17 protein-coding genes are annotated in these 17639 nt (G+C 66.4%); 7 read left to right on the top strand and 10 right to left on the bottom strand.

From position 1 onward, the window contains the following. Positions 1 to 33: 33 nt before the first annotated feature. Positions 34 to 1251 carry a hypothetical protein gene (locus tag ACV4UZ_RS11500; RefSeq protein WP_491600962.1) on the bottom strand — a complete coding sequence of 406 codons (1218 nt, stop codon included), beginning with the start codon at positions 1249 to 1251 and terminating at the stop codon, positions 34 to 36. Next, entirely contained in the window at positions 1248 to 2357 is a 1110-nt protein-coding gene (locus ACV4UZ_RS11495) for an NAD(P)/FAD-dependent oxidoreductase (RefSeq protein WP_491600961.1), read from the bottom strand. The genes ACV4UZ_RS11500 and ACV4UZ_RS11495 overlap by 4 nt, the downstream gene beginning before the upstream one ends. Positions 2358 to 2499: 142 nt before the next feature. Between ACV4UZ_RS11495 and ACV4UZ_RS11490 the strand changes: the two genes are divergently transcribed. Beyond that, the gene (locus tag ACV4UZ_RS11490; RefSeq protein WP_491600960.1) at positions 2500 to 4542 is read left to right on the top strand and encodes a molybdopterin oxidoreductase family protein; all 2043 of its coding nucleotides are present in this window, start codon (positions 2500 to 2502) and stop codon (positions 4540 to 4542) included. A 113-nt stretch (positions 4543 to 4655) separates the two neighbouring features. Beyond that, complete coding sequence (locus tag ACV4UZ_RS11485; protein WP_491600959.1) at positions 4656 to 5450, top strand: division plane positioning ATPase MipZ; 795 nt, start codon at positions 4656 to 4658, stop codon at positions 5448 to 5450. 93 nt (positions 5451 to 5543) lie between these two features. Here ACV4UZ_RS11485 and ACV4UZ_RS11480 read toward each other — a convergent pair whose 3' ends face one another. The 3 genes from ACV4UZ_RS11480 to ACV4UZ_RS11470 all read right to left on the bottom strand — a co-directional run bounded on the left by ACV4UZ_RS11480 (position 5544) and on the right by ACV4UZ_RS11470 (position 7705). Beyond that, positions 5544 to 6593 (bottom strand): cache domain-containing protein, encoded by a 1050-nt coding sequence (locus ACV4UZ_RS11480; protein WP_491600958.1) that lies wholly within the window; start codon positions 6591 to 6593, stop codon positions 5544 to 5546. Positions 6594 to 6728: 135 nt separating this feature from the next. Then, positions 6729 to 7145, bottom strand: a complete 417-nt coding sequence (gene dksA / locus ACV4UZ_RS11475; protein WP_491600957.1) for an RNA polymerase-binding protein DksA — start codon at positions 7143 to 7145, stop codon at positions 6729 to 6731. 128 nt (positions 7146 to 7273) lie between these two features. After that, positions 7274 to 7705: a flagellar assembly protein FliX gene (locus tag ACV4UZ_RS11470; RefSeq protein WP_491600956.1), complete on the bottom strand. Its 432-nt coding sequence runs from the start codon at positions 7703 to 7705 to the stop codon at positions 7274 to 7276. 238 nt (positions 7706 to 7943) lie between these two features. Between ACV4UZ_RS11470 and ACV4UZ_RS11465 the strand changes: the two genes are divergently transcribed. Genes ACV4UZ_RS11465 through ACV4UZ_RS11445 form a run of 5 tightly spaced genes read left to right on the top strand, consistent with a single transcriptional unit; the run spans position 7944 to position 14698 of the window. Beyond that, positions 7944 to 9119, top strand: coding sequence for a flagellar basal body P-ring protein FlgI (locus tag ACV4UZ_RS11465; protein ID WP_491600955.1), 1176 nt, complete (start codon positions 7944 to 7946; stop codon positions 9117 to 9119). Further along, positions 9119 to 9442: a rod-binding protein gene (locus ACV4UZ_RS11460; RefSeq protein WP_491600954.1), complete on the top strand. Its 324-nt coding sequence runs from the start codon at positions 9119 to 9121 to the stop codon at positions 9440 to 9442. The genes ACV4UZ_RS11465 and ACV4UZ_RS11460 overlap by 1 nt, the downstream gene beginning before the upstream one ends. Before the next feature lies 1 nt (position 9443). Next, positions 9444 to 9944, top strand: a complete 501-nt coding sequence (locus ACV4UZ_RS11455) for a flagellar protein FlgN (RefSeq protein WP_491600953.1) — start codon at positions 9444 to 9446, stop codon at positions 9942 to 9944. 26 nt (positions 9945 to 9970) lie between these two features. Continuing rightward, entirely contained in the window at positions 9971 to 12547 is a 2577-nt protein-coding gene (gene flgK / locus ACV4UZ_RS11450) for a flagellar hook-associated protein FlgK (RefSeq protein ID WP_491600952.1), read from the top strand. A gap of 12 nt (positions 12548 to 12559) precedes the next feature. Next, positions 12560 to 14698: a hypothetical protein gene (locus ACV4UZ_RS11445; RefSeq protein WP_491600951.1), complete on the top strand. Its 2139-nt coding sequence runs from the start codon at positions 12560 to 12562 to the stop codon at positions 14696 to 14698. A gap of 147 nt (positions 14699 to 14845) precedes the next feature. Here ACV4UZ_RS11445 and ACV4UZ_RS11440 read toward each other — a convergent pair whose 3' ends face one another. The 5 genes from ACV4UZ_RS11440 to ACV4UZ_RS11420 all read right to left on the bottom strand — a co-directional run bounded on the left by ACV4UZ_RS11440 (position 14846) and on the right by ACV4UZ_RS11420 (position 17555). After that, complete coding sequence (locus tag ACV4UZ_RS11440; protein WP_491600950.1) at positions 14846 to 15271, bottom strand: flagellar biosynthesis repressor FlbT; 426 nt, start codon at positions 15269 to 15271, stop codon at positions 14846 to 14848. A 112-nt stretch (positions 15272 to 15383) separates the two neighbouring features. Then, on the bottom strand, positions 15384 to 15986 hold the full coding sequence (locus ACV4UZ_RS11435; RefSeq protein WP_491600949.1) for a 2-hydroxychromene-2-carboxylate isomerase: 603 nt from the start codon (positions 15984 to 15986) through the stop codon (positions 15384 to 15386). A gap of 9 nt (positions 15987 to 15995) precedes the next feature. Beyond that, complete coding sequence (locus tag ACV4UZ_RS11430; protein WP_491600948.1) at positions 15996 to 16664, bottom strand: SDR family oxidoreductase; 669 nt, start codon at positions 16662 to 16664, stop codon at positions 15996 to 15998. Positions 16665 to 16781: 117 nt separating this feature from the next. Next, a complete protein-coding gene (locus tag ACV4UZ_RS11425; RefSeq protein ID WP_491600947.1) occupies positions 16782 to 17156 on the bottom strand; it encodes a RidA family protein in 375 nt (124 codons plus the stop codon). Between the two features lie 54 nt (positions 17157 to 17210). Continuing rightward, positions 17211 to 17555 (bottom strand): DUF1491 family protein, encoded by a 345-nt coding sequence (locus ACV4UZ_RS11420; RefSeq protein WP_491600946.1) that lies wholly within the window; start codon positions 17553 to 17555, stop codon positions 17211 to 17213. Positions 17556 to 17639: the final 84 nt, after the last annotated feature.

The following is a 17639-nucleotide window of genomic DNA, read 5'->3' as shown; positions in this document are numbered from 1 at the left end:
ACAATGAAATAAATGCTCTGTTTGACGCTCATGTCAACCACCCAGCGGCATCAATTCCTCGAACCACAGATAGGTGCCGACGTCGTCGAACATCACGCCGTCGAAGCCCAGATCCATGATTCCCGTCAGGTACTTGCCCAGCATGCCGCGCCATTCGCCGCTGCCCAGGTCGGTGAGATAAGTGCCGGGCGTCTCGTCCAGGGCGTAGAGGAAGGCGGGATTGCCCACTTCCCAGCCTTTCATCCAGTACCAGCGCCAGTCATAGGCCCGGCCCAGCGGCATCACCGCGAAGACCAGCCGGCGCGGTCCCAGCTTCTTGTATTTCAGGCGCTGGACGTCGGCCTTGACCAGCAATTCGCTGGACCGGTGCGCCACGTCCACCAGGACGATGTCGTAATTGGTCTCGGCGATGGCCTCGATGAACTTGCCCTTGGTGCCGAAACGGTCCGAGCGCAGAACCGGCAGCCAGTTGCGGGCATGGGCGACGGTCAGGATTTCCTTGGCGTTCTCGAAGGCGGGATGGGCGCGCGGCGTCTCGTCCAGCGGGCCGGTGCCGATCTTGGCGTAGGGCGTCACCATGTCGCGGATGGCGGATTTGTAGGCGGTCTCCATGTCCGCCTTCTTGTCGCACATCTCGACGGCCAGCACGTTGCGCCCTTCCGAGCGGATGGCGTCCAGCGCGTAGGTGGCGCGCCGCTGGATCTCGGCGCGGGCCTGCTTCTGCTTCAGGTCGTTGTACTTGCGCAGTTCCTCGGCCGGGTCGTTGCTGAAGGGGCCCATCTCGACGGCCACCGGCGGGCGGTGGATGCCGCGCTTCTTCTCCGCCGCCAGTTCGGCGTCCAGCTCGTTCCTGGCCTTGATCACCTCGTCCAGGGGCTTGTCGAAGGCGTAGGGACCGCAATAGAGGCCATCCATGACGACGCCGTCCAGCACCTTGACCAGCGGCCGGAACACCGAGCGCAAGGGCGGGCGCTTGATGAAATTGGCGCCGGTGGGATCGTGCAGATCGTCCCACTCCATCTCCAGCTCGCCCTTGACCAGCAGCTCGGCGCCGCCGCGCAGCAGGACCTGGAAGGCGGGATTGCGCTTCTTGGCGTAGGTGCCCAGCTCGATCACCACGTCGCGGGTCTGTTCGCGGAAATTGGGAATCATCGAGGGCGGCGGCGGCACGAAATCGCGCGGCCGGTCCAGCGCCAGGGCGGGCGGCGCGGCCGAGAGCAGCAGCATCACGGCGATCAGGCGCTTGATCATGCCAGCAACTCCCCCACAAGCTTGGCGATGGCGAGACAAGACGTCAGGCCCGGGCTTTCGATGCCGTAAAGGGCGGCCACGCCGGGCCGTCCGGTCTGGTTCGGCCCCTGGATCATGAAATCCGCCGCGGCCTCGCCCTCGGCCGAGATCTTGGGGCGGATACCGGCATAGGCGGGCTCCAAGGCCCCGTCGGCCAGGCCGGGCCAATAGCGGCGGATGGCGGCGTAGAAGGAATCGCCCCGGCGCGGGTCCACCCGGTAATCCTCGCACTCCACCCATTCCACGTCGGGACCGAAGCGCCCGCGCCCGCCGAGATCGAGGGTGAAGTGCACCCCCAGACCGGCGGCCACCGGCACGGGATAGACCAGACGCGAGAACGGCGTGCGGCCCGACAGGGTGAAGTAATTGCCCTTGCACAGGTAAGCCGGCGGGACGTTGGCCAGTCCCAGGGCCGCCCCCAGCCGTGGCGAGGACAGGCCGGCGGCCAGCACCACCTTGCGGGCGTGCAGGACCATGGGCTCGGCGCCCCCCACCGAGATCAGCATGCCGTCATCGGTGGGGCGCCCGCCGGTCACCGGCGATTTCAGCGCCAGGGCGGCGCCCCGCTCTTCCGCCTCGCCCAGCAGCGACAGCATCAGCCCATGGGTGTCGATGATGCCGGTGGCGGGCGAGAACAAGGCCGCGACGCAATGAAGGTCGGGCTCCATCTCCCGCGCATGGACGGCGGCGATGCGGGCCAGCCCCTCGACGCCGTTGACCCGGCCTTTGTCGAGAATGCCGCCCAACTGCGCGGACTCGGCCTCGTCGGTGGCGACGATCAGCTTGCCGGTCATGGAATGGGAGACGCCGCGCGAGGCGGCATAGTCGCGCAGCATGCGGTTGCCCGCCACGCACAGCCGCGCCTTGCAACTGTTGGCCGGGTAGTACATGCCGGCGTGAATCACCTCGGAATTGCGCGACGAGATGCCGGTGCCGATGGCGTCCGCGGCCTCCAGGATCACCACCTCCGAACCGGCATGGGCCAGGGCGCGGGCGCAGGCCAGCCCGACCACGCCGGCCCCGATCACCACGCAATCCACCCGTTCGGCTGCGCCGTCCGTCAACACCTTGTTCTTCCCCGGCCAAGACACATCTAGATGTCGCGGAGAATAGCATCGGCGGCTCAAGGGTTAAAGGCGCATCGCCGTTGCGCCCGCCCCTTGCCCCCGCTAGACTCCGCTGCGCCGCATCATGACCGGAACCCCGCCCGTGACCGTCGATACCGCCCTGTCCGTCTGCCCCCACGACTGCCCCAGCGCCTGCCCGCTGGTGGTGGAACTGCCCGAACCGGGCCGCATCGGCCGGGTGCATGGCGGCGACATGGCCTATACCGAGGGCGTCATCTGCGCCAAGGTGGCCCGCTATGCCGAGCGGGTGCATCACCCCGAGCGCCTGACCACGCCGCTGCGGCGCGTCGGCGCCAAGGGCGAGGGCAGGTTCGCCCCCATCCCGTGGGACGAGGCGCTGGACGAGATCGCGTCGCGCTTCAGGGAGGCCGCCGCCCTGCACGGCCCCGAGGCGGTATGGCCCTATTTCTACGCCGGCACCATGGGCCATGTGCAGCAATCGGCCATCAACCGGCTGCGCCGCGTCATGGGCTATTCCAACCAGGCCAAGACCATCTGCTCCACTGCCGCCGGCACCGGCTGGGTGGCTGGCACGGGCGCCAAGTGGGGCGTGGATGCGCGCGAGATTCCCGAAAGCGACCTGATCGTCATCTGGGGCGCCAATCCGGCCGCCACCCAGGTGCATCTGATGGGGCTGATCTCCCAGGCCCGCAAGCAGCGCGGCGCCAGGCTGGTGGTGGTCGATCCCTACCGCACCCCCACCGCCGAGAAGGCCGACCTGCACCTGATGCTGCGTCCCGGCACCGACGGGGCGCTGGCCTGCGCCGTGATGCATGTGATGTTCCGCGACGATCTGGCCGACCGCGCCTATATGTCGCGCTACACCGACTGCCCCGAGCGGCTGGAGAAGCATCTGGAGAGCCGGACGCCGCAATGGGCGGCGGCCATCACCGGCCTGACCGTCGAGGAGATCGAGGCCTTCGCCCGACTCTACGGCTCCACCAAGCGCGCCTATCTGCGATCGGGCTATGGCTATTCCCGCTCGCGCAACGGCTCGGTCAACCTGCACGCCGTCTCCTGCCTGCCCGCCGTGTCGGGGGCCTGGGCCCACAAGGGCGGCGGAGCCTGCCAGAGCATGGGCGGCGTGTTCGACATCGCCCGCACCCTGCTGGACGGCCTCGACGTCCCGGCCCCCAAGGTCCGCACCCTGGACATGAGCCGCATCGGCCCCGTTCTCACCGGTGATCCCCAGGATCTGGCCGGCGGGCCGCCGGTCACCGCCATGCTGGTGCAGAATTCCAACCCGGCGGAAGTGGCCCCCGACAGCGGTCTGGTGCGCCGGGGGCTGGCCCGCGACGATCTGTTCCTGGCGGTGCACGAGCAGTTCATGACGGCGACGGCGCGCTTCGCCGACATCGTGCTGCCCGCCACCACCTCCATGGAACACGCCGACCTTTACACCAGCTACGGCCACACCTTCCTGCAGGTGGCCAAGCCGGTGATTCCGCCCATCGGCGAAAGCCGCGCCAACCACCGGGTGATCGCCGATCTGGCGGCGCGGCTGGGGGCCGTCCATCCCGGCTTCGAGATGGACGAATGGGAGATGATCGACCAGGTGCTGATCGCCTCGGACCTGCCCGGCGCCGACGAGTTGCACGTGCTGGGACGCCTCGACTGCGCCAAGGTGTTCGAGGACGCCCACTTCCTGTCGGGCTTCGGCCACGAGGACGGGCGTTTCCGCTTCGCCCCCGACTGGGGCATGGACGGAATGCCCGAACTGCCCGACCATCTGGCGGTGACCGACGAGGCGGACGAGGAGCATCCCTTCCGCCTGATCACCCCGCCGTCCCGGCATTTCCTCAACACCAGCTTCACCGAGATGCCCACCTCGCGCGCCCAGGCCGGGCGGCCCACCGCCCTGATCCATCCCGAGGATTGCGCCGCCTTGGGGCTGTCCGATGGCGATCTGGTCGCCATCGGCAACCACAAGGCCGAGATCGCCGTTCCCGCGAAGCCCACCGCCGGCATCGCCCGCGGCGTGGTGGCGGTGGAGGGCATCTGGCCCGACCAGTACTTCGCCGGCGGCAAGGGCGTCAATCACCTGACCAGCGCCGACCCCGCGCTGCCCGGCGGCGGCGCCGTCTTCCACGACACCAAGGTCTGGCTGCGGCGTGGCCATGCATAGCGTTGTCATCCTGAGCAGAGCGAAGGATCTTTCAGGCGAGCACGGCAACCGCCGGCAGGTGAAAGATGCTTCGGCTTACGCCTCAGCATGACAGGAAGCTTGAAAGGGACGTCATGAAGAAAGCCCACGTCATCGTCGTCGGCAACGAGAAGGGCGGCACCGGCAAGTCCACCATCTCCATGCACCTGATCGTCAGCCTGCTGGACAAGGGGCTGTCGGTGGGCAGCATCGACATCGACGCCCGCCAGGCGACCTTGTCCCGCTATATCGGCAACCGGGCGGCCCGCAAGGATCTGGAGGATCTGAGCCTTCGCCTGCCCGAGCACGTGGCCATTCCACCCACCGGCGATTCGGCGGCCGATTGCGCCCGGCTGGACGAGGTGGTCCGCGATTTCGCCGCCCGCCACGACGTGGTGGTGATCGACACGCCGGGCAGCGACCACCCCCTGTCGCGGCTGGGCCATTCCTTCGCCGACACCCTGGTGACACCGCTCAACGATTCCCTGGTGGACCTGGACGTTCTGGCCCTGGTGGAACCGGGAACCATGAAGATCCGCCGCCCCAGCCATTACGCCGAGATGGTGTGGGAGACCAAGAAGACCCGCGCCATGCGCGGCGAAAAGGCGGTGGTGGACTGGATCGTGCTCAGGAACCGCCTGTCCAACCTGGACGCCCGCAACAAGCGCGACATGGAAAAGCTGCTGGCCGACCTGTCGAAGCGGGTCGGCTTTCGCGTCATTCCCGGCCTGGGCGAGCGGGTGATCTACCGCTCCATGTTCCTGGAAGGCCTGACCCTGATCGACCTGAAGAAGAAGATCATGGGCTTCGAGTTCAACATGAGCCACGTGGCGGCGCGCCAGGAACTGCGCACTTTGGTGGACTCCATCGGGGTGGGGCAGCCGGGGTAGTATATCTGCGGGCGTCTCGCCCACCTGTTTTCGGAGCGCGGGCGTCTCGCCCACCTGCTTTCGGAGCGCGGGCGTCTCGCCCGCAGGCCCCCCTCAATGCCGCGTCGTCCCCATGGTCTGCGGCTGCTGGATGATCACCCCGTACCAACCCAGCCCCTCATAGGTCTCGTAGCCGGGCGTCAGGGAATAGCCGACCACCGTGCCGCGTTCATCCACATAGGAGCCGGTCGGGCCGGACCGGGTGTCGAGCGGCAGCTGCTCGGTCAGCACCCCGACGCCGTCGGAGGAGGCGATCACCCGGAAGCCCTGGTCCAGCAGCAGGCAGCGGGTGGCGGCCTTTTCCTCCTCGCGCAGGCGCACGCCCTTGACCACCGTCTCGGCCTGGGCCTGCCAGTCGAAGAAGATGCCCAGCGCCCCGATGGCCCGGCCGGCGTTCTCGCCGCCTTCGCGGATGGCGGCGCTGTAGGTGGCCACCTGGGCGCCGCCCAGTTGGGGATTGGTGGAGATGTCCGCCACCGCGTATTCGCCGCCGTCCCGCGTCGCCATGGCGTCCCGGAACCACGATTCCCCCGACACGTCCGAGCCGATGGCGCGCGGATAGCGGTCGGGGCGGCCGCAGGCCACCACCCGCCCCTCGGCATCGGCGATCCACAGGTCGAGATAGACAGTGTAGGAATCCAGGATGACGCCCAGACGCTTGCAGGCATGGCCGGCCGCCTCGGCGCTGCCCTGGGCCAGACAGTCCACCACCGCCGAATCGGTGGCCCACCAGCGCACGTCGCAGGAACGCTCATAGAGGTTGCGGTCGATGATCTCGATCATGTTGAGCGCCAGGTCGGCGAGGCGCGAGCCGCGCAGCTGCTTGACCATCACCTGGCCCAGGCTCATCAGGTCGTTGATGGTGGACGACAGCTCGCCTTCCAGGGACTGGGTGATGGTGTTGATGTTGTCCGAGACGTTCTTGACCTCGTTGGCCACCACCGCGAAGCCCCGGCCCAGCTCGCCGGCCCGCGCCGCCTCGATCAGGGCGTTGAGCGACAGGATGCGGGTGGTGCCGGTCACCTTCTTGATCTCGCTGATCTTGTCGCTGGCAACCGCATGCACAGCCTGGGTCAGTTCCAGGATTCGTTCCGGCTCGGCCATTTGCGCCCCCTTAATGCCTAAATTTAGATCACTTCCCCGCGCGAGCTTCTTTTTTAGGCATTGATTGAGGGAATTCCAAACAAAAAAAGCCCCGCCGAGGGGCGGGGCATCCGTATCCTTACTTATGGCAGGAGCCTAATCTTCCCGATGGGTACGTTCCAGCCGCTCGTGACGCTCCTGCGCCTCGATGGACAGGGTGGCGATGGGGCGCGCCTCCAGGCGGCGGATGGAGATGGGCTCGCCCGTCTCCTCGCAATAGCCGTAGGAACCATCGGAGACGCGGCCGATGGCGGCGTCGATCTTGGCGATCAGCTTGCGCTCGCGGTCGCGGGTGCGCAGTTCCAGGGCCCGGTCCGCCTCGGCCGAGGCGCGGTCGGCGATGTCGGGCTCCTGCAGACCACCCTCCTGCAGATGCTGCAGGGTCTCGTCGGATTCCCGGAGAAGTTCGGCCCGCCACCGCAGCAGCTTCTGACGGAAATACTCCTTCATGGTGTCGTTCATGAAGGGCTCGTCCTCGGACGGAACATAGTCCGGCGGCAACGTGACGTTCATAAGGGTCCCTCGAATCCTGCTCGGGGTTCAAGTCGCAGCGCAATATATGGATCGGGGCGCACCCCCGCAAGCGCCGTCTTGCATCCCGGCGCGCCCGGGACGGGTAAATTCGTTTCGTCAGAGGAAAATCAACCGCGCGGCGACAGCTTGGCCAGCTCGACCTCGACCCGCAGCTCGATCTCGTCGAGGATGGCGGCCAGACGCGGATCGGCGCAGTTCTCGCGACGCGCCCGGACGTTCTGGGCCAGGGCCATCATGCGGCCGGTGGGGACTTCGCCCATCAGCAGGCCGTGACGCAGTTCCTCGAGGCCGTCCAGCAGTTCCTCGCCCCGGCGGACCAGACGGCGCCGGGCCTCGCGCTCGACGGAATTGTCCACCTGCTGCACCACCAGAAGGGCGTCGATGCCGGTCATGCCCACCGGTGCCTCGACGGCATGCGCCTCCTCCATCGAATCCATGGATTCGATCAGAGCCTTCTTGAACTCGCCCTTGGCGCCTGCACTTTCGGACTTCCTGGTACCGGAGACGGCACCCTTGGAGCCCACGCCTGAAATCTTCATGTCCCGATTCTACCCGGTTGGGGCGGACTGCGACAGGCGTTATTTCGCCAGAGCCGGCGCCTCGGGTCAACTGGGCAGGTTTTGCCGGGCCAAGCGGTCGGAACTGCCCGGCCAAAACCGCCGCACGGCGCCGCCCATCAAACTCAACCGATTGATATTAAACACCTTTCCCTTTGGCACGGCTTTCGCAAGAGCAGGCCTGCCAGACCCATGTTCCGTCTGCTGGGATGAGACCGTCATGAAAAGCAATGCCCGCCGAGCCCTCTTCGTCGCCGAACCGATCCGCGCCCTGTTGCTGGCCGCCTCGCTGCTGGCCGCGACGCTGGGCATGATGCCGGCAGAAGCCTTCGGGGCGTCGCGCATCAAGGACATCGCCGATTTCGAAGGTGTGCGCGACAACATGCTGGTGGGCTACGGCCTGGTGGTCGGCCTGAACGGCACCGGCGATTCCCTCACCAACGCGCCGTTCACCAAGGAAAGCCTGACCGGCATGCTGGAACGCCTGGGCGTCAACATCCGCGACAAGACCGGCGCCATCACCTCGGTCAGCCCCAAGAACGTGGCCGCCGTGATGGTCACCGCCGTGCTGCCGCCCTTCGCCCGCCAGGGCACCCGCATCGACACCAACGTGTCGGCCATGGGCGACGCCAAGGATCTGCGCGGCGGCACCTTGCTGGTCACGCCGCTGATCGGCGCCGACGGCGAGGTCTACGCCGTGGGCCAGGGCCAGGTGGCGACCGGCGGCTTCACCGCCTCGGGCGCCTCGGGCTCCGCCGTCACCAAGGGCGTGCCCACCGCCGGGCGCATCGCCAACGGCGCCATCGTCGAGCGCGAGCTGCCTTTCGAGATGTCGCACCTGGAATCGGTCAAGGTCAGCCTGCGCAATCCCGACTTCACCACCTCGCGCCGCATCGCCCAGGCGGTCAATTCCTATCTGGGCGGCGACATGGCGCGGCCCGTGGATCCCGGCACCGTGCAGATCACCGTTCCCCCCGCCTATCGCGGCAACGTGGTCGGCCTGCTCACCGACGTCGAGCAATTGCGCGTCGAGCCCGACCAGATGGCCCGCGTGGTGATCGACGAGGTCTCCGGCACCATCGTCATGGGCGAGAACGTCCGCATCAGCACGGTGGCCATCGCCCAGGGCCAGCTGACCATCCGCATCACCGAGACGCCGCAGGTGTCGCAGCCCTCGCCCTTCTCCGAGACCGGCACCACCACCACCGTGCAGCGCACCGACATCCAGGTGGACGAGGGCGCCGGCAACAAGCTGGCCGTGGTCGCCCACCGCGTCACCCTGCAGGAACTGGTCGAAGGCCTGAACAGCCTCGGCATCGGCCCGCGCGACCTGATCACCATTCTTCAGGCCATCAAGGCGGCCGGCGCGCTGCAGGCCGATCTGGAGGTGCTGTGATGAGCATTCTTCCCACCATGGCCGCCACGCCCTACACCGATTCCGGCATGCCCGGCGTCAGGATGCCCAAGGCCGGCACCGCCGACACGGCGCGCGCCGCCAAGGCCGGCCGCCAGTTCGAGGCCATGTACATGAGCCAGATGCTCACCCACATGTTCGAGGGCATCAAGACCGACGGCATCTTCGGCGGCGGCAGCGGCGAGCAGATGTTCCGGTCCCTGCTGATCGACGAGTACGGTAAAATGGTCGCCAACAAGGGTAACGGCATCGGGATCGGCGCCGCCGTCCAGAGAATGCTGCTGAGCCAACAGGAGGTGCAGTGACATGACCGACGACCGCGATCTTCACGATCACGACCTGCTCGACGACGACGAGCTTCTGGCCGCCCAGGCCGAGGCCGAGCTGTTCTGGTACGACGACCTGCTGTTCGCCTGCACCAATCTGTGCGACCTGCTGGACGTGGAGAACGACGCCCTGCTCTCCCACGATCCCGAGACGGTGCGCCTGCTGGCCGACAACAAGGCCGCCCTGGCCCGGCTCTACGAACAGTCGGTCCAGCCCCTGATGAACGAACCCGACTTGGCCCGCCTGCTGGACGACGACCGGCGCGAGATGCTGGTGGCGGTCGGCACCCGCCTCAACGAGCTGGTGGAAACCAACGCCCGGCGCCTCAAGGCCGAGATGGAAGCCTACCAGCGGGTGATGGACATCATGGTCGATGCCGCCAAGAAAAACGTCACCAGCACCACCGCCTACGGCCGCGCCGGCATCTTCGACGCCACCGCCGGGGCCGGCGGGTCGCTGTCCTTCAACAAGGCCCTTTAACGCCAGAACGGCGGGGAAGAGAAATCATGTCGCTGACCCTCGGACTCAACTCGGCGCTTTCCGGACTTCTGACCAATCAGAAGGGCCTGGACGTCATTTCCCAGAACGTGGTCAACGTCAACACCAAGGGCTATGTCCGCAAGGTGATGACCCCGGAATCCAGGGTGGTCAACGGCATCGGCGCCGGCGTGCAGCAGGGCGCGCTGACCCGCAACGTGGACGAGGGGCTGATGCGCGACATCCGCCGCCAGACCTCGACCCAGGGCGCGCTGGACATCACCCAGACCTATTATCCCCGCCTCGAGGACCTGTTCGGCACGGTGGGTAGCTCCACCTCCATCTCGCACCAGGTCCAGCGGCTGCAATCCTCGTTCGAGACCCTGGCCACCCAGGTCAACACCCCGGCCTTCCAGCAGGCCACGGTCCAGACCGCCAAGGACCTGACCACCCAGTTCAACGAGATGACCTCCCACATGCAGAACCTGCGCCTGGAGGCCGACCGGGCCATCCAGGACACCACGGGGCTGGTCAACAAGCAGCTCGAGGACATCTTCGACCTCAACCAGAAGATCGTCCGCAACAATGCCATCGGCGGCGACATCGGCGACCTTCAGGACAAGCGCGACAACGCGCTGACCACCTTGTCGAAATACATGGACATCCAGTATTTCGAGCGCGGCGACGGATCGGTGGGCGTCTTCACCAAGACCGGCAAGACCCTGGTGGACAAGGGGCCCGCCACCCTTACCCACGTCTCCACCACCATCACCGATGCCTGGATGACGGCGGCCGGCGGCAATTTCAACGAACTGACCGTCAGCACCAGCGACGCCGCCGACATCGGCACCGACATCAACGATGGACAGCTGCGCGCCCTGCTCGACCTGCGCGACACCATCATCCCCAATCTCCAGGCCCAGATGGACGAGGTGGCCGCCAAGCTGAAGGACACCATCAACCAGGTCCACAACCGCGGCACCATCTTCCCCACCCAGAATTCCAAGATGGTGGGCACCCGCCAGCTGGTGGACCCCAACAATCCGACGCTGAACGGGTCCAATCCGCAGCACATCTGGTTCTCGGGCAACGACGACACCACCATCGCCCTGTTCGACACCGAGGGCAACCAGGTGGCCGCCACCACGCTGCGCACCATCATGAGCAGCACCAGCTACACCGACGCCGCCGGCGCCGCCACCGCGCTCGACATGTCCGATTCCGCCACCACGCTGGGCGTCAAGATGACCGACGTGGCGGCCAAGATCCAAAGCTGGATGCGTCAGCAGAGCTATCAGGGCAACGTGATGAGCGCGGCCAGCGCCTCAGTCACCACCGGCGCCCTGGTGCTGGACACCGGCGTTCCGGCCGTGACGCTGGCCTTCCGCGACCAGAAGGCAACGGCCATCGGATCGGACACCACCGACGCCCGCATCAATTTCGACGTGGACGGCGACAACAAGGCCGACAAGCAGGTGGCCGGCTTCGCCAACTTCTTCGGCCTGAACGACTTCTTCACCTCCACCGTCCCCGATTCCATCGTGGATTCCGACGTGGTGGCCAAGGACTTCACCCTGTCCACGGCGCGCAGCTTCACCCTGTCCGATCCCACCGGCAAGATCGGCAATTCCATCAACATGGCGGCCGGCTCGTCGCTCTACGACATCGCCAAGAAGATCAACGCCCAGACCCAGACCAACGAATCGGCCACCCTGTCCAGCTCGACGCTGACCACCACCTCGACCACCAGCTTCACCATCAACGATGCCAACGGCACCGTGACCCAGGTCTCCTTCGCCGCCGCCACCATGTCGCTGAAGGACATCGCCGACGCCATCAACGCGCTGGGCACGTCGGCCCAGGCCAAGGCGGTCCAGGAAGGCCCCAACGCCTACCGCCTGCGGATCTGGGACAGCCGGGGCGTGCCACTGCAGATCAACGTCACCGGCGGCACCATGGGTGTCTCCGACATGGAATCCTATCTGGGCCTGCAGCAATCCCAGCTGGTGGAAGCGGCGGTGATTCCCGAAGGCTCGGGCTATCGCCTGCGCATCCGCCAGACCTCGGACCGCGAGCTGTTCCTGGGCGCCACCCCCGACACCCTGACTCCGGCCGGCAGCTTCATCACCGAGCTGAACATGCACACCGCCTCGACCCGCAAGGCGGGCATCCTCGAGGTGCGCACCGACATCCAGGGCTCGCCGGCCAAGGTCAGCCGCGGCGCCATGCAGTACAATGCCGATCTCAACAAGTACTTCCTGTCCGAGGGCGACAACACCACCGCCCTGGCGCTGGGCGACGCCATGTCGTCGAAGACCCAGATGGCGACGGCGGGCAGCCTTTATGCCGGCAGCTACAACTTCGCCGAACACGCCGCCGCCTCCATCGCCCAGGTGTCCACCGACGCCGCCCATTCCAAGGACCGGCTGGACTACCAGACCACGCTGGGCCAGGCGCTCAATTCCCAGTACGCCTCGACCAGCGGCGTGAACCTGGACGAGGAGGTGGCCAATATGATCAACTTCCAGCAGGCCTATTCCGCGTCGGCCAAGGTGATCTCGACGCTGCAGGAAATGCTGGATATCCTCGTCAATATCGTGAAGTAAGGGAGGCCGATCATGACCCGCATCGGCACGCTTGGCGCCAACACCGCCTACGTCAACCGGATCCTCGATATCCAGACCCGGATTCAGGCCGAGCAGATCCAGGTGACCACTAAGCTGAAATCGCAGTCCTACGACGGCATCGCCACGGGCGCCAACACGGTCATCAACTTCGAGAACGAGCAGGCCATCGCCCAGCGCTTCATCGACAACAACAACGTGTGGAACACCAAGCTGGAAGCGGCCACCACCGCCATTTCCGGCATCAAGAAGACGCTGACCATCTTCCGCGACTCGCTCGTTTCGTTCCGGCAGAACAATCCCAAGGCCGAACTGAACGTCAAGAGCATCCAGAAGACCGCCTTCGAGGCCATGCAGAGCCTGCAGGCCGACCTGGCCACCAATGTCAACGGCCAGTACCTGTTCTCGGGCGGGCGGGTGACCGACGTTCCGGTCCAGCTCCCCGCCGCCACCCTGACCCAGTTCCAGGCCATCTACGACGGCTCCATCAACACCTTCTCCACCACCCGCAACGCCGACCTCCAGGACCTGTCCATCACCAACCTGGAAGCCACCGCCATGAGCTTCAAGTCGGCCAGCGGCGTGATCATCCCGGGCCGCTCGGACGCCTTCAAGTCCATCTATTCCGGGTCGCGCATCACGGTGTCGGACAGCAACGCCTCGCCCGCCAACAACGGCGACTTCACCATCCGGTCCAAGGCCATGTGCGACGTGGCCGGCAACCCGCTGGCCGAGGGCAGCACCACCACCAACGTCATCAGCTACGGTTCGACACCCAGCACCATCCTGGACGGCGCCACCGGGCAGCTGGACTTCACCTTCGCCGCCGACGGCACCATGAACATGAGCGCCACCACCGCCGGCTCGCTGGCCGGACTGACCGTGGGCACCAAGTTCACCATCGGCCCGCAGCTGGCCAACGGCGCGGTGACCACCGGCTACGAAGGCGCCTACGAGGTCATCAGCAACAAGAACGGCGTGGTCAATTTCAAGACCAATTTCGACCCGGCCAAGGAAGAGGCGGTGGCCTCGACCAGCCTCACCTTCGGCGTCAACGGCGGCGCCATGGCCAGCCCGGCCACCGCCGGCACGCTCAACTTCACCACCACCAGCTCGGCCGTCACCGGCCTGACCACGGTGACCCTGACCGCCGCCGCCGGCGCGACGCTGGACTTCGCCGGCGTCAACATCGGCGACCAGCTCTCGCTGGGCGGCACCGCCAGCCACAACGGCACCTTCACGGTGACCGATTCCTCCGCCACCTCGGTGTCCTTCGTGCTCAATCCGGAAGGGGCGCGGGTCTCCCAGCTACTGCCCCAGACCGGGCGGGGCGACTTCACCATGACGTTCTACGACCCCAACACCTCGACCACGGTGACGCGCAATTCCAACCATTTCGGCTCGCTGGACTTCGCCTCCAGCGGCACGCTCGGCGAGCGCATCACCTCGTCCAACGCCAACGGCTTCATGGACGACGGCGGCAATCTCTACCCGGCCAACGGCACCATCATCACCATGAAGGGCACCACCGGCGTCAATGACGGCGTCTACAAGGTGGTGGCCAATACCGGCAACTACATCGAGATCGCCAGCGTCAGCCTGACTGACGAGAACCTGTCCACCAACACCAAGATCGAGTCCGACAGCTGGTACAAGGGCGACACCCTGCAACTGCAGCATCGCGTCGATACCGACCGCACCGTGGACGTGGGCATCTATGCCTCGGACCCCGCCTTCGAGAAGGCCATGCGGGCGCTGGGCCTGATCGCCCAGGGCCAGTTCGGCACCGCCGGCGGGCTGGAATCCCATCAGGAGCGCATCAGCCAGGCCCTCTACCTGATCAACGACGCCCTCGAATCCCCGGCGGCCGGCACGCCGCCCTTCGGCAGCGAGAAGGCGGGCGACGTCAAGTCGGTGGCCAGCCTGATCGACGGCACCCGCAAGACCATTTCGCTGAAGAACGAGAAGCACAACCAGTTCATCGGCTTCCTCGCCAAGCGGGTCGCCGACATCGCCCAGGTGGATCAGACCGAGGCGGTGACCAAGCTGCTGTCCGACCAGACGGCGCTGGAAGCCAGCTACCAGGCCCTGGCCCAGACCCGCAGCCTGTCGCTGCTGACCTATCTGAAGTAAGACCGGCCGTCATTTGGCCAGACGTGTCATCCTGACGACCGCAGGGAGGAAGGATCTTTCAGCCGCAAGCGGCTGCCGCCATGGCGTGAAAGATCCCTCGCCAAAGCTCGGGATGACAGGAAGGGTCGGCTCGCCCGTCGCCGGGGGTCAGTCCCCGGCGGTGGCGGCTTCCTCGGCGGCGGCGTTCTGCAGCGAGCCGAGCACCTTGGTCTCGTGATCGAGCAGGTGGCGGGTCGCCTTCAGCGCCTTGTAGTAATGCCCCTCGCCCACCGCCTCGTTGATCTCGTCCTTGATGGGGCCGGCGCTGGGGCAGGCTTCCACGTAGCTGTCGAGGTAATGGTTGAACATGCGCAGGTATTCACCGCGCTTGGTCGGGAAGATGTAGGCGCATTGCAGGGCGAAATAGACCCGGGAAGCCGGCGTCACGCTGTCGGAATCCGACAGGATCTCCTTCTGACGCAGGATCGAGCAGTCGTTCAGCACCCTCACCTTGGTGTTGGAACTGGCATTCTCCAGCACCGCGCCGTTGATGATGAGCTTCTCGCCCGGCTTCAGATCGATGATAAGCGGCAACGCAACGCACTCCGTTCTTTCAAGGCGGCGACAATGGCACCAAGCGCCATCCCAGGCAACCTTCGCCAAGTATGGCTCGACCTCGGGTCGAGGCCCTACATCTAAATTTAGGCTACCAGCCGCCCTTTTCCAGCCAGGCCCTCACCATCCATAAACGGTCGGCGCCCCAAAAGCCTTCGCCGTCCACCACGAAGAACGGCGAGCCGAACACGCCCCTGGCGATGGCCGCCTCGGTCTCGTCCTTGAGGCGGGCCTTCCATTGGGGCGCCTGGACGGCGGCCTCCATCTCGTCGGGGTCGATCCCCAGCGGCACCCCCAGGGCGCAGGCCACCTCCAGGCTGGAGATGTCCATGTTCTCGGCGAAATAGGCCAGATAGACCGCCCGGGCATAACTCTTGGCCAGGTCCTTGTCCCTGGACTCCAGCCACCAATAGGCCCTGGACGGAGGAAGCGCCGGAACCGGGAAGGGGTCGGGCAACCGGTAGGGCACCTCCATCAGGCGGGCGAGACGCTCCCAGTCATGGCGGGCGTAGTCGCCCTTCAGCGGCTGGCTGACCAGGGGCAGGTTGCCCGACGCCTTGAAGGCCGAGCCGATCATGATCGGCTTCAACGCCACCTCGCGGCCGAAGGGGGCGACCAGCCCGTCCACCTCCTGCGCGGCGAAATAGCCGTAGGGCGAGGCGAAATCGAAATAGAACTCCACCGGAGCGGCCATGGAACCCTCCTACCAGTTCAGGCGGGTGCCATCGTAATGGATGAAGGCGCCGCTGTCCTCCGTTCCGAGCCCGTCCACCACCTTGCGCATGCCGGCCACGGCGGTGGCGGCGTCGAGCGGCGCGTTGGGGCCGCCCATGTCGGTACGCACCCAGCCGGGCGACAGGGCCACGGTCAGGATGCCCCGGGGCGCCAGGTCGATGGCCAGGGTCTTCATCACCATGTTGAGTGCCGCCTTGGACGCCCGGTAGGCGTGGGAGCCGCCCGAGGTGTTGTCGGACATGGCGCCCATCTTGGACGACACCGCGGCGATCACCTTGCGCCCCGTCATCTGGCCCGCGAAGGCCTCGGCCAGCTTCAGGGGCGCCAGGGTGTTGACCGCCATCACCTTCATGAAGGCGGCGGGATCGACCGCGCCGAAGTCCTGGTTTTCGCCGTAGATGCCGGCGTTGAGCAGCAGGACGTCCAACTCCACCCCGGCCAGCGAGGCCTTGAGCCGCGCCACCTGATCGGGAAGCGCCACGTCGCAGACATAGACCTCGCCGCCGGCTTCCGACAGGGCGCGCCCCGCCATGGGATCGCGCACCGTGCCCAGAACCCGCCAGCCGGCGGCGGCGTATTGCCGGGCGAATTCCAGACCCATGCCGCGATTGGCGCCGGTGATCAGGATGGTGGGCATGGTGCGTTCTCCCTCATGTCTGCCGGAAAAAGATGGATGCCCGGATCAAGTCCGGGCATGACGCATTCCACAAACACTCGTCATTGCCGGGCTTGACCCGGCAATCCATGGACGGCGTTACGCCTTCAGCGCGGTGACCTCGATCTCCACCTTCATGCGGGGATCGACCAGGCCGCAGACGATGGTGGTGTTGGCCGGGCGGATGCCCTTGAAGGCCTTGCCCAGCACCGGGGCGATCTTCTCGAAGAAGGCGGCCTCGGTGATGTAGGCCTTGACCCGGACCACGTCGGCCAGGGAATAGCCGGCCTGCTCCAGCGCCGCCGCGATGGTGGCCATGCACTGCTCGGCCTGGGCGACCACGTCGTCGGCGATCTGGCCATCCTTGAAGCCCGAGGTGCCGGAGACGAACACCCAGGGGTCCTGGCGCACGGCGCGGGAATAGCCGGCCACTTCCTCGAACGAGGAACCGGAAGAGATCAGCTGACGGGTCATGGAGCGGGTCCTTGGACAGAAATTACGGAAGAACGCTTCATAGCGTATTTCCGGTCAGCCCGCCAAGATGCGCTCGAGGAAGGGAACCCGGCCCTCGCGGTCCTCCACTTCCAGCACCCACAGGTCGGCATCGATCTCGCGGCTCTTGCGGATATAGGCGTCGGCCTTGTCCTCGGGCACCGGGTCGGGGCCGGTGGCGCGCATCCAGGCCGCCTCGCCAGCGCCGTCGCGGACCTGGGTGAACACCTCGCAGCCGGCGGGGCCGCGGTTGAGCTTGATCAGCACCGCGCCGGCATCCTCGTCGCCCTTGGCCACCACGAAGGCGGGGATGGCCAGGATGGAACAGCGGCGGATGGCGGCATGGACCCACAGTTTGGCCTTCAACCTGGGCTCGCTCATGTTGTTTCCGTCCCTTATGCCGCTCGGCTTTTGAATGGAATTTTGATGTCATCCTGAGCGCAAGCGAAGGATCTTTCACGCGGC

Source organism: Paramagnetospirillum sp., from assembly GCF_058402745.1.
Note: the sequence above shows the minus strand (reverse complement) of the source record. Positions and strands in the feature narration are given on the sequence as shown.

Bases quoted from the DNA above. Each gene is read 5' to 3' on its own strand.
- ACV4UZ_RS11445 (WP_491600951.1), top strand. From the start codon at position 12,560: ATGACCCGCATCGGCACGCTTGGCGCCAACACCGCCTACGTCAACCGG.
- ACV4UZ_RS11465 (WP_491600955.1), top strand. From the start codon at position 7,944: ATGAAAAGCAATGCCCGCCGAGCCCTCTTCGTCGCCGAACCGATCCGC.
- ACV4UZ_RS11485 (WP_491600959.1), top strand. From the start codon at position 4,656: ATGAAGAAAGCCCACGTCATCGTCGTCGGCAACGAGAAGGGCGGCACC.
- ACV4UZ_RS11420 (WP_491600946.1), bottom strand. From the start codon at position 17,555: ATGAGCGAGCCCAGGTTGAAGGCCAAACTGTGGGTCCATGCCGCCATC.
- flgK (WP_491600952.1), top strand. From the start codon at position 9,971: ATGTCGCTGACCCTCGGACTCAACTCGGCGCTTTCCGGACTTCTGACC.
- ACV4UZ_RS11425 (WP_491600947.1), bottom strand. From the start codon at position 17,156: ATGACCCGTCAGCTGATCTCTTCCGGTTCCTCGTTCGAGGAAGTGGCC.
- ACV4UZ_RS11435 (WP_491600949.1), bottom strand. From the start codon at position 15,986: ATGGCCGCTCCGGTGGAGTTCTATTTCGATTTCGCCTCGCCCTACGGC.
- ACV4UZ_RS11455 (WP_491600953.1), top strand. From the start codon at position 9,444: ATGACCGACGACCGCGATCTTCACGATCACGACCTGCTCGACGACGAC.
- dksA (WP_491600957.1), bottom strand. From the start codon at position 7,145: ATGAACGTCACGTTGCCGCCGGACTATGTTCCGTCCGAGGACGAGCCC.
- ACV4UZ_RS11480 (WP_491600958.1), bottom strand. From the start codon at position 6,593: ATGGCCGAGCCGGAACGAATCCTGGAACTGACCCAGGCTGTGCATGCG.
- ACV4UZ_RS11460 (WP_491600954.1), top strand. From the start codon at position 9,119: ATGAGCATTCTTCCCACCATGGCCGCCACGCCCTACACCGATTCCGGC.
- ACV4UZ_RS11500 (WP_491600962.1), bottom strand. From the start codon at position 1,251: ATGATCAAGCGCCTGATCGCCGTGATGCTGCTGCTCTCGGCCGCGCCG.
- ACV4UZ_RS11470 (WP_491600956.1), bottom strand. From the start codon at position 7,705: ATGAAGATTTCAGGCGTGGGCTCCAAGGGTGCCGTCTCCGGTACCAGG.
- ACV4UZ_RS11430 (WP_491600948.1), bottom strand. From the start codon at position 16,664: ATGCCCACCATCCTGATCACCGGCGCCAATCGCGGCATGGGTCTGGAA.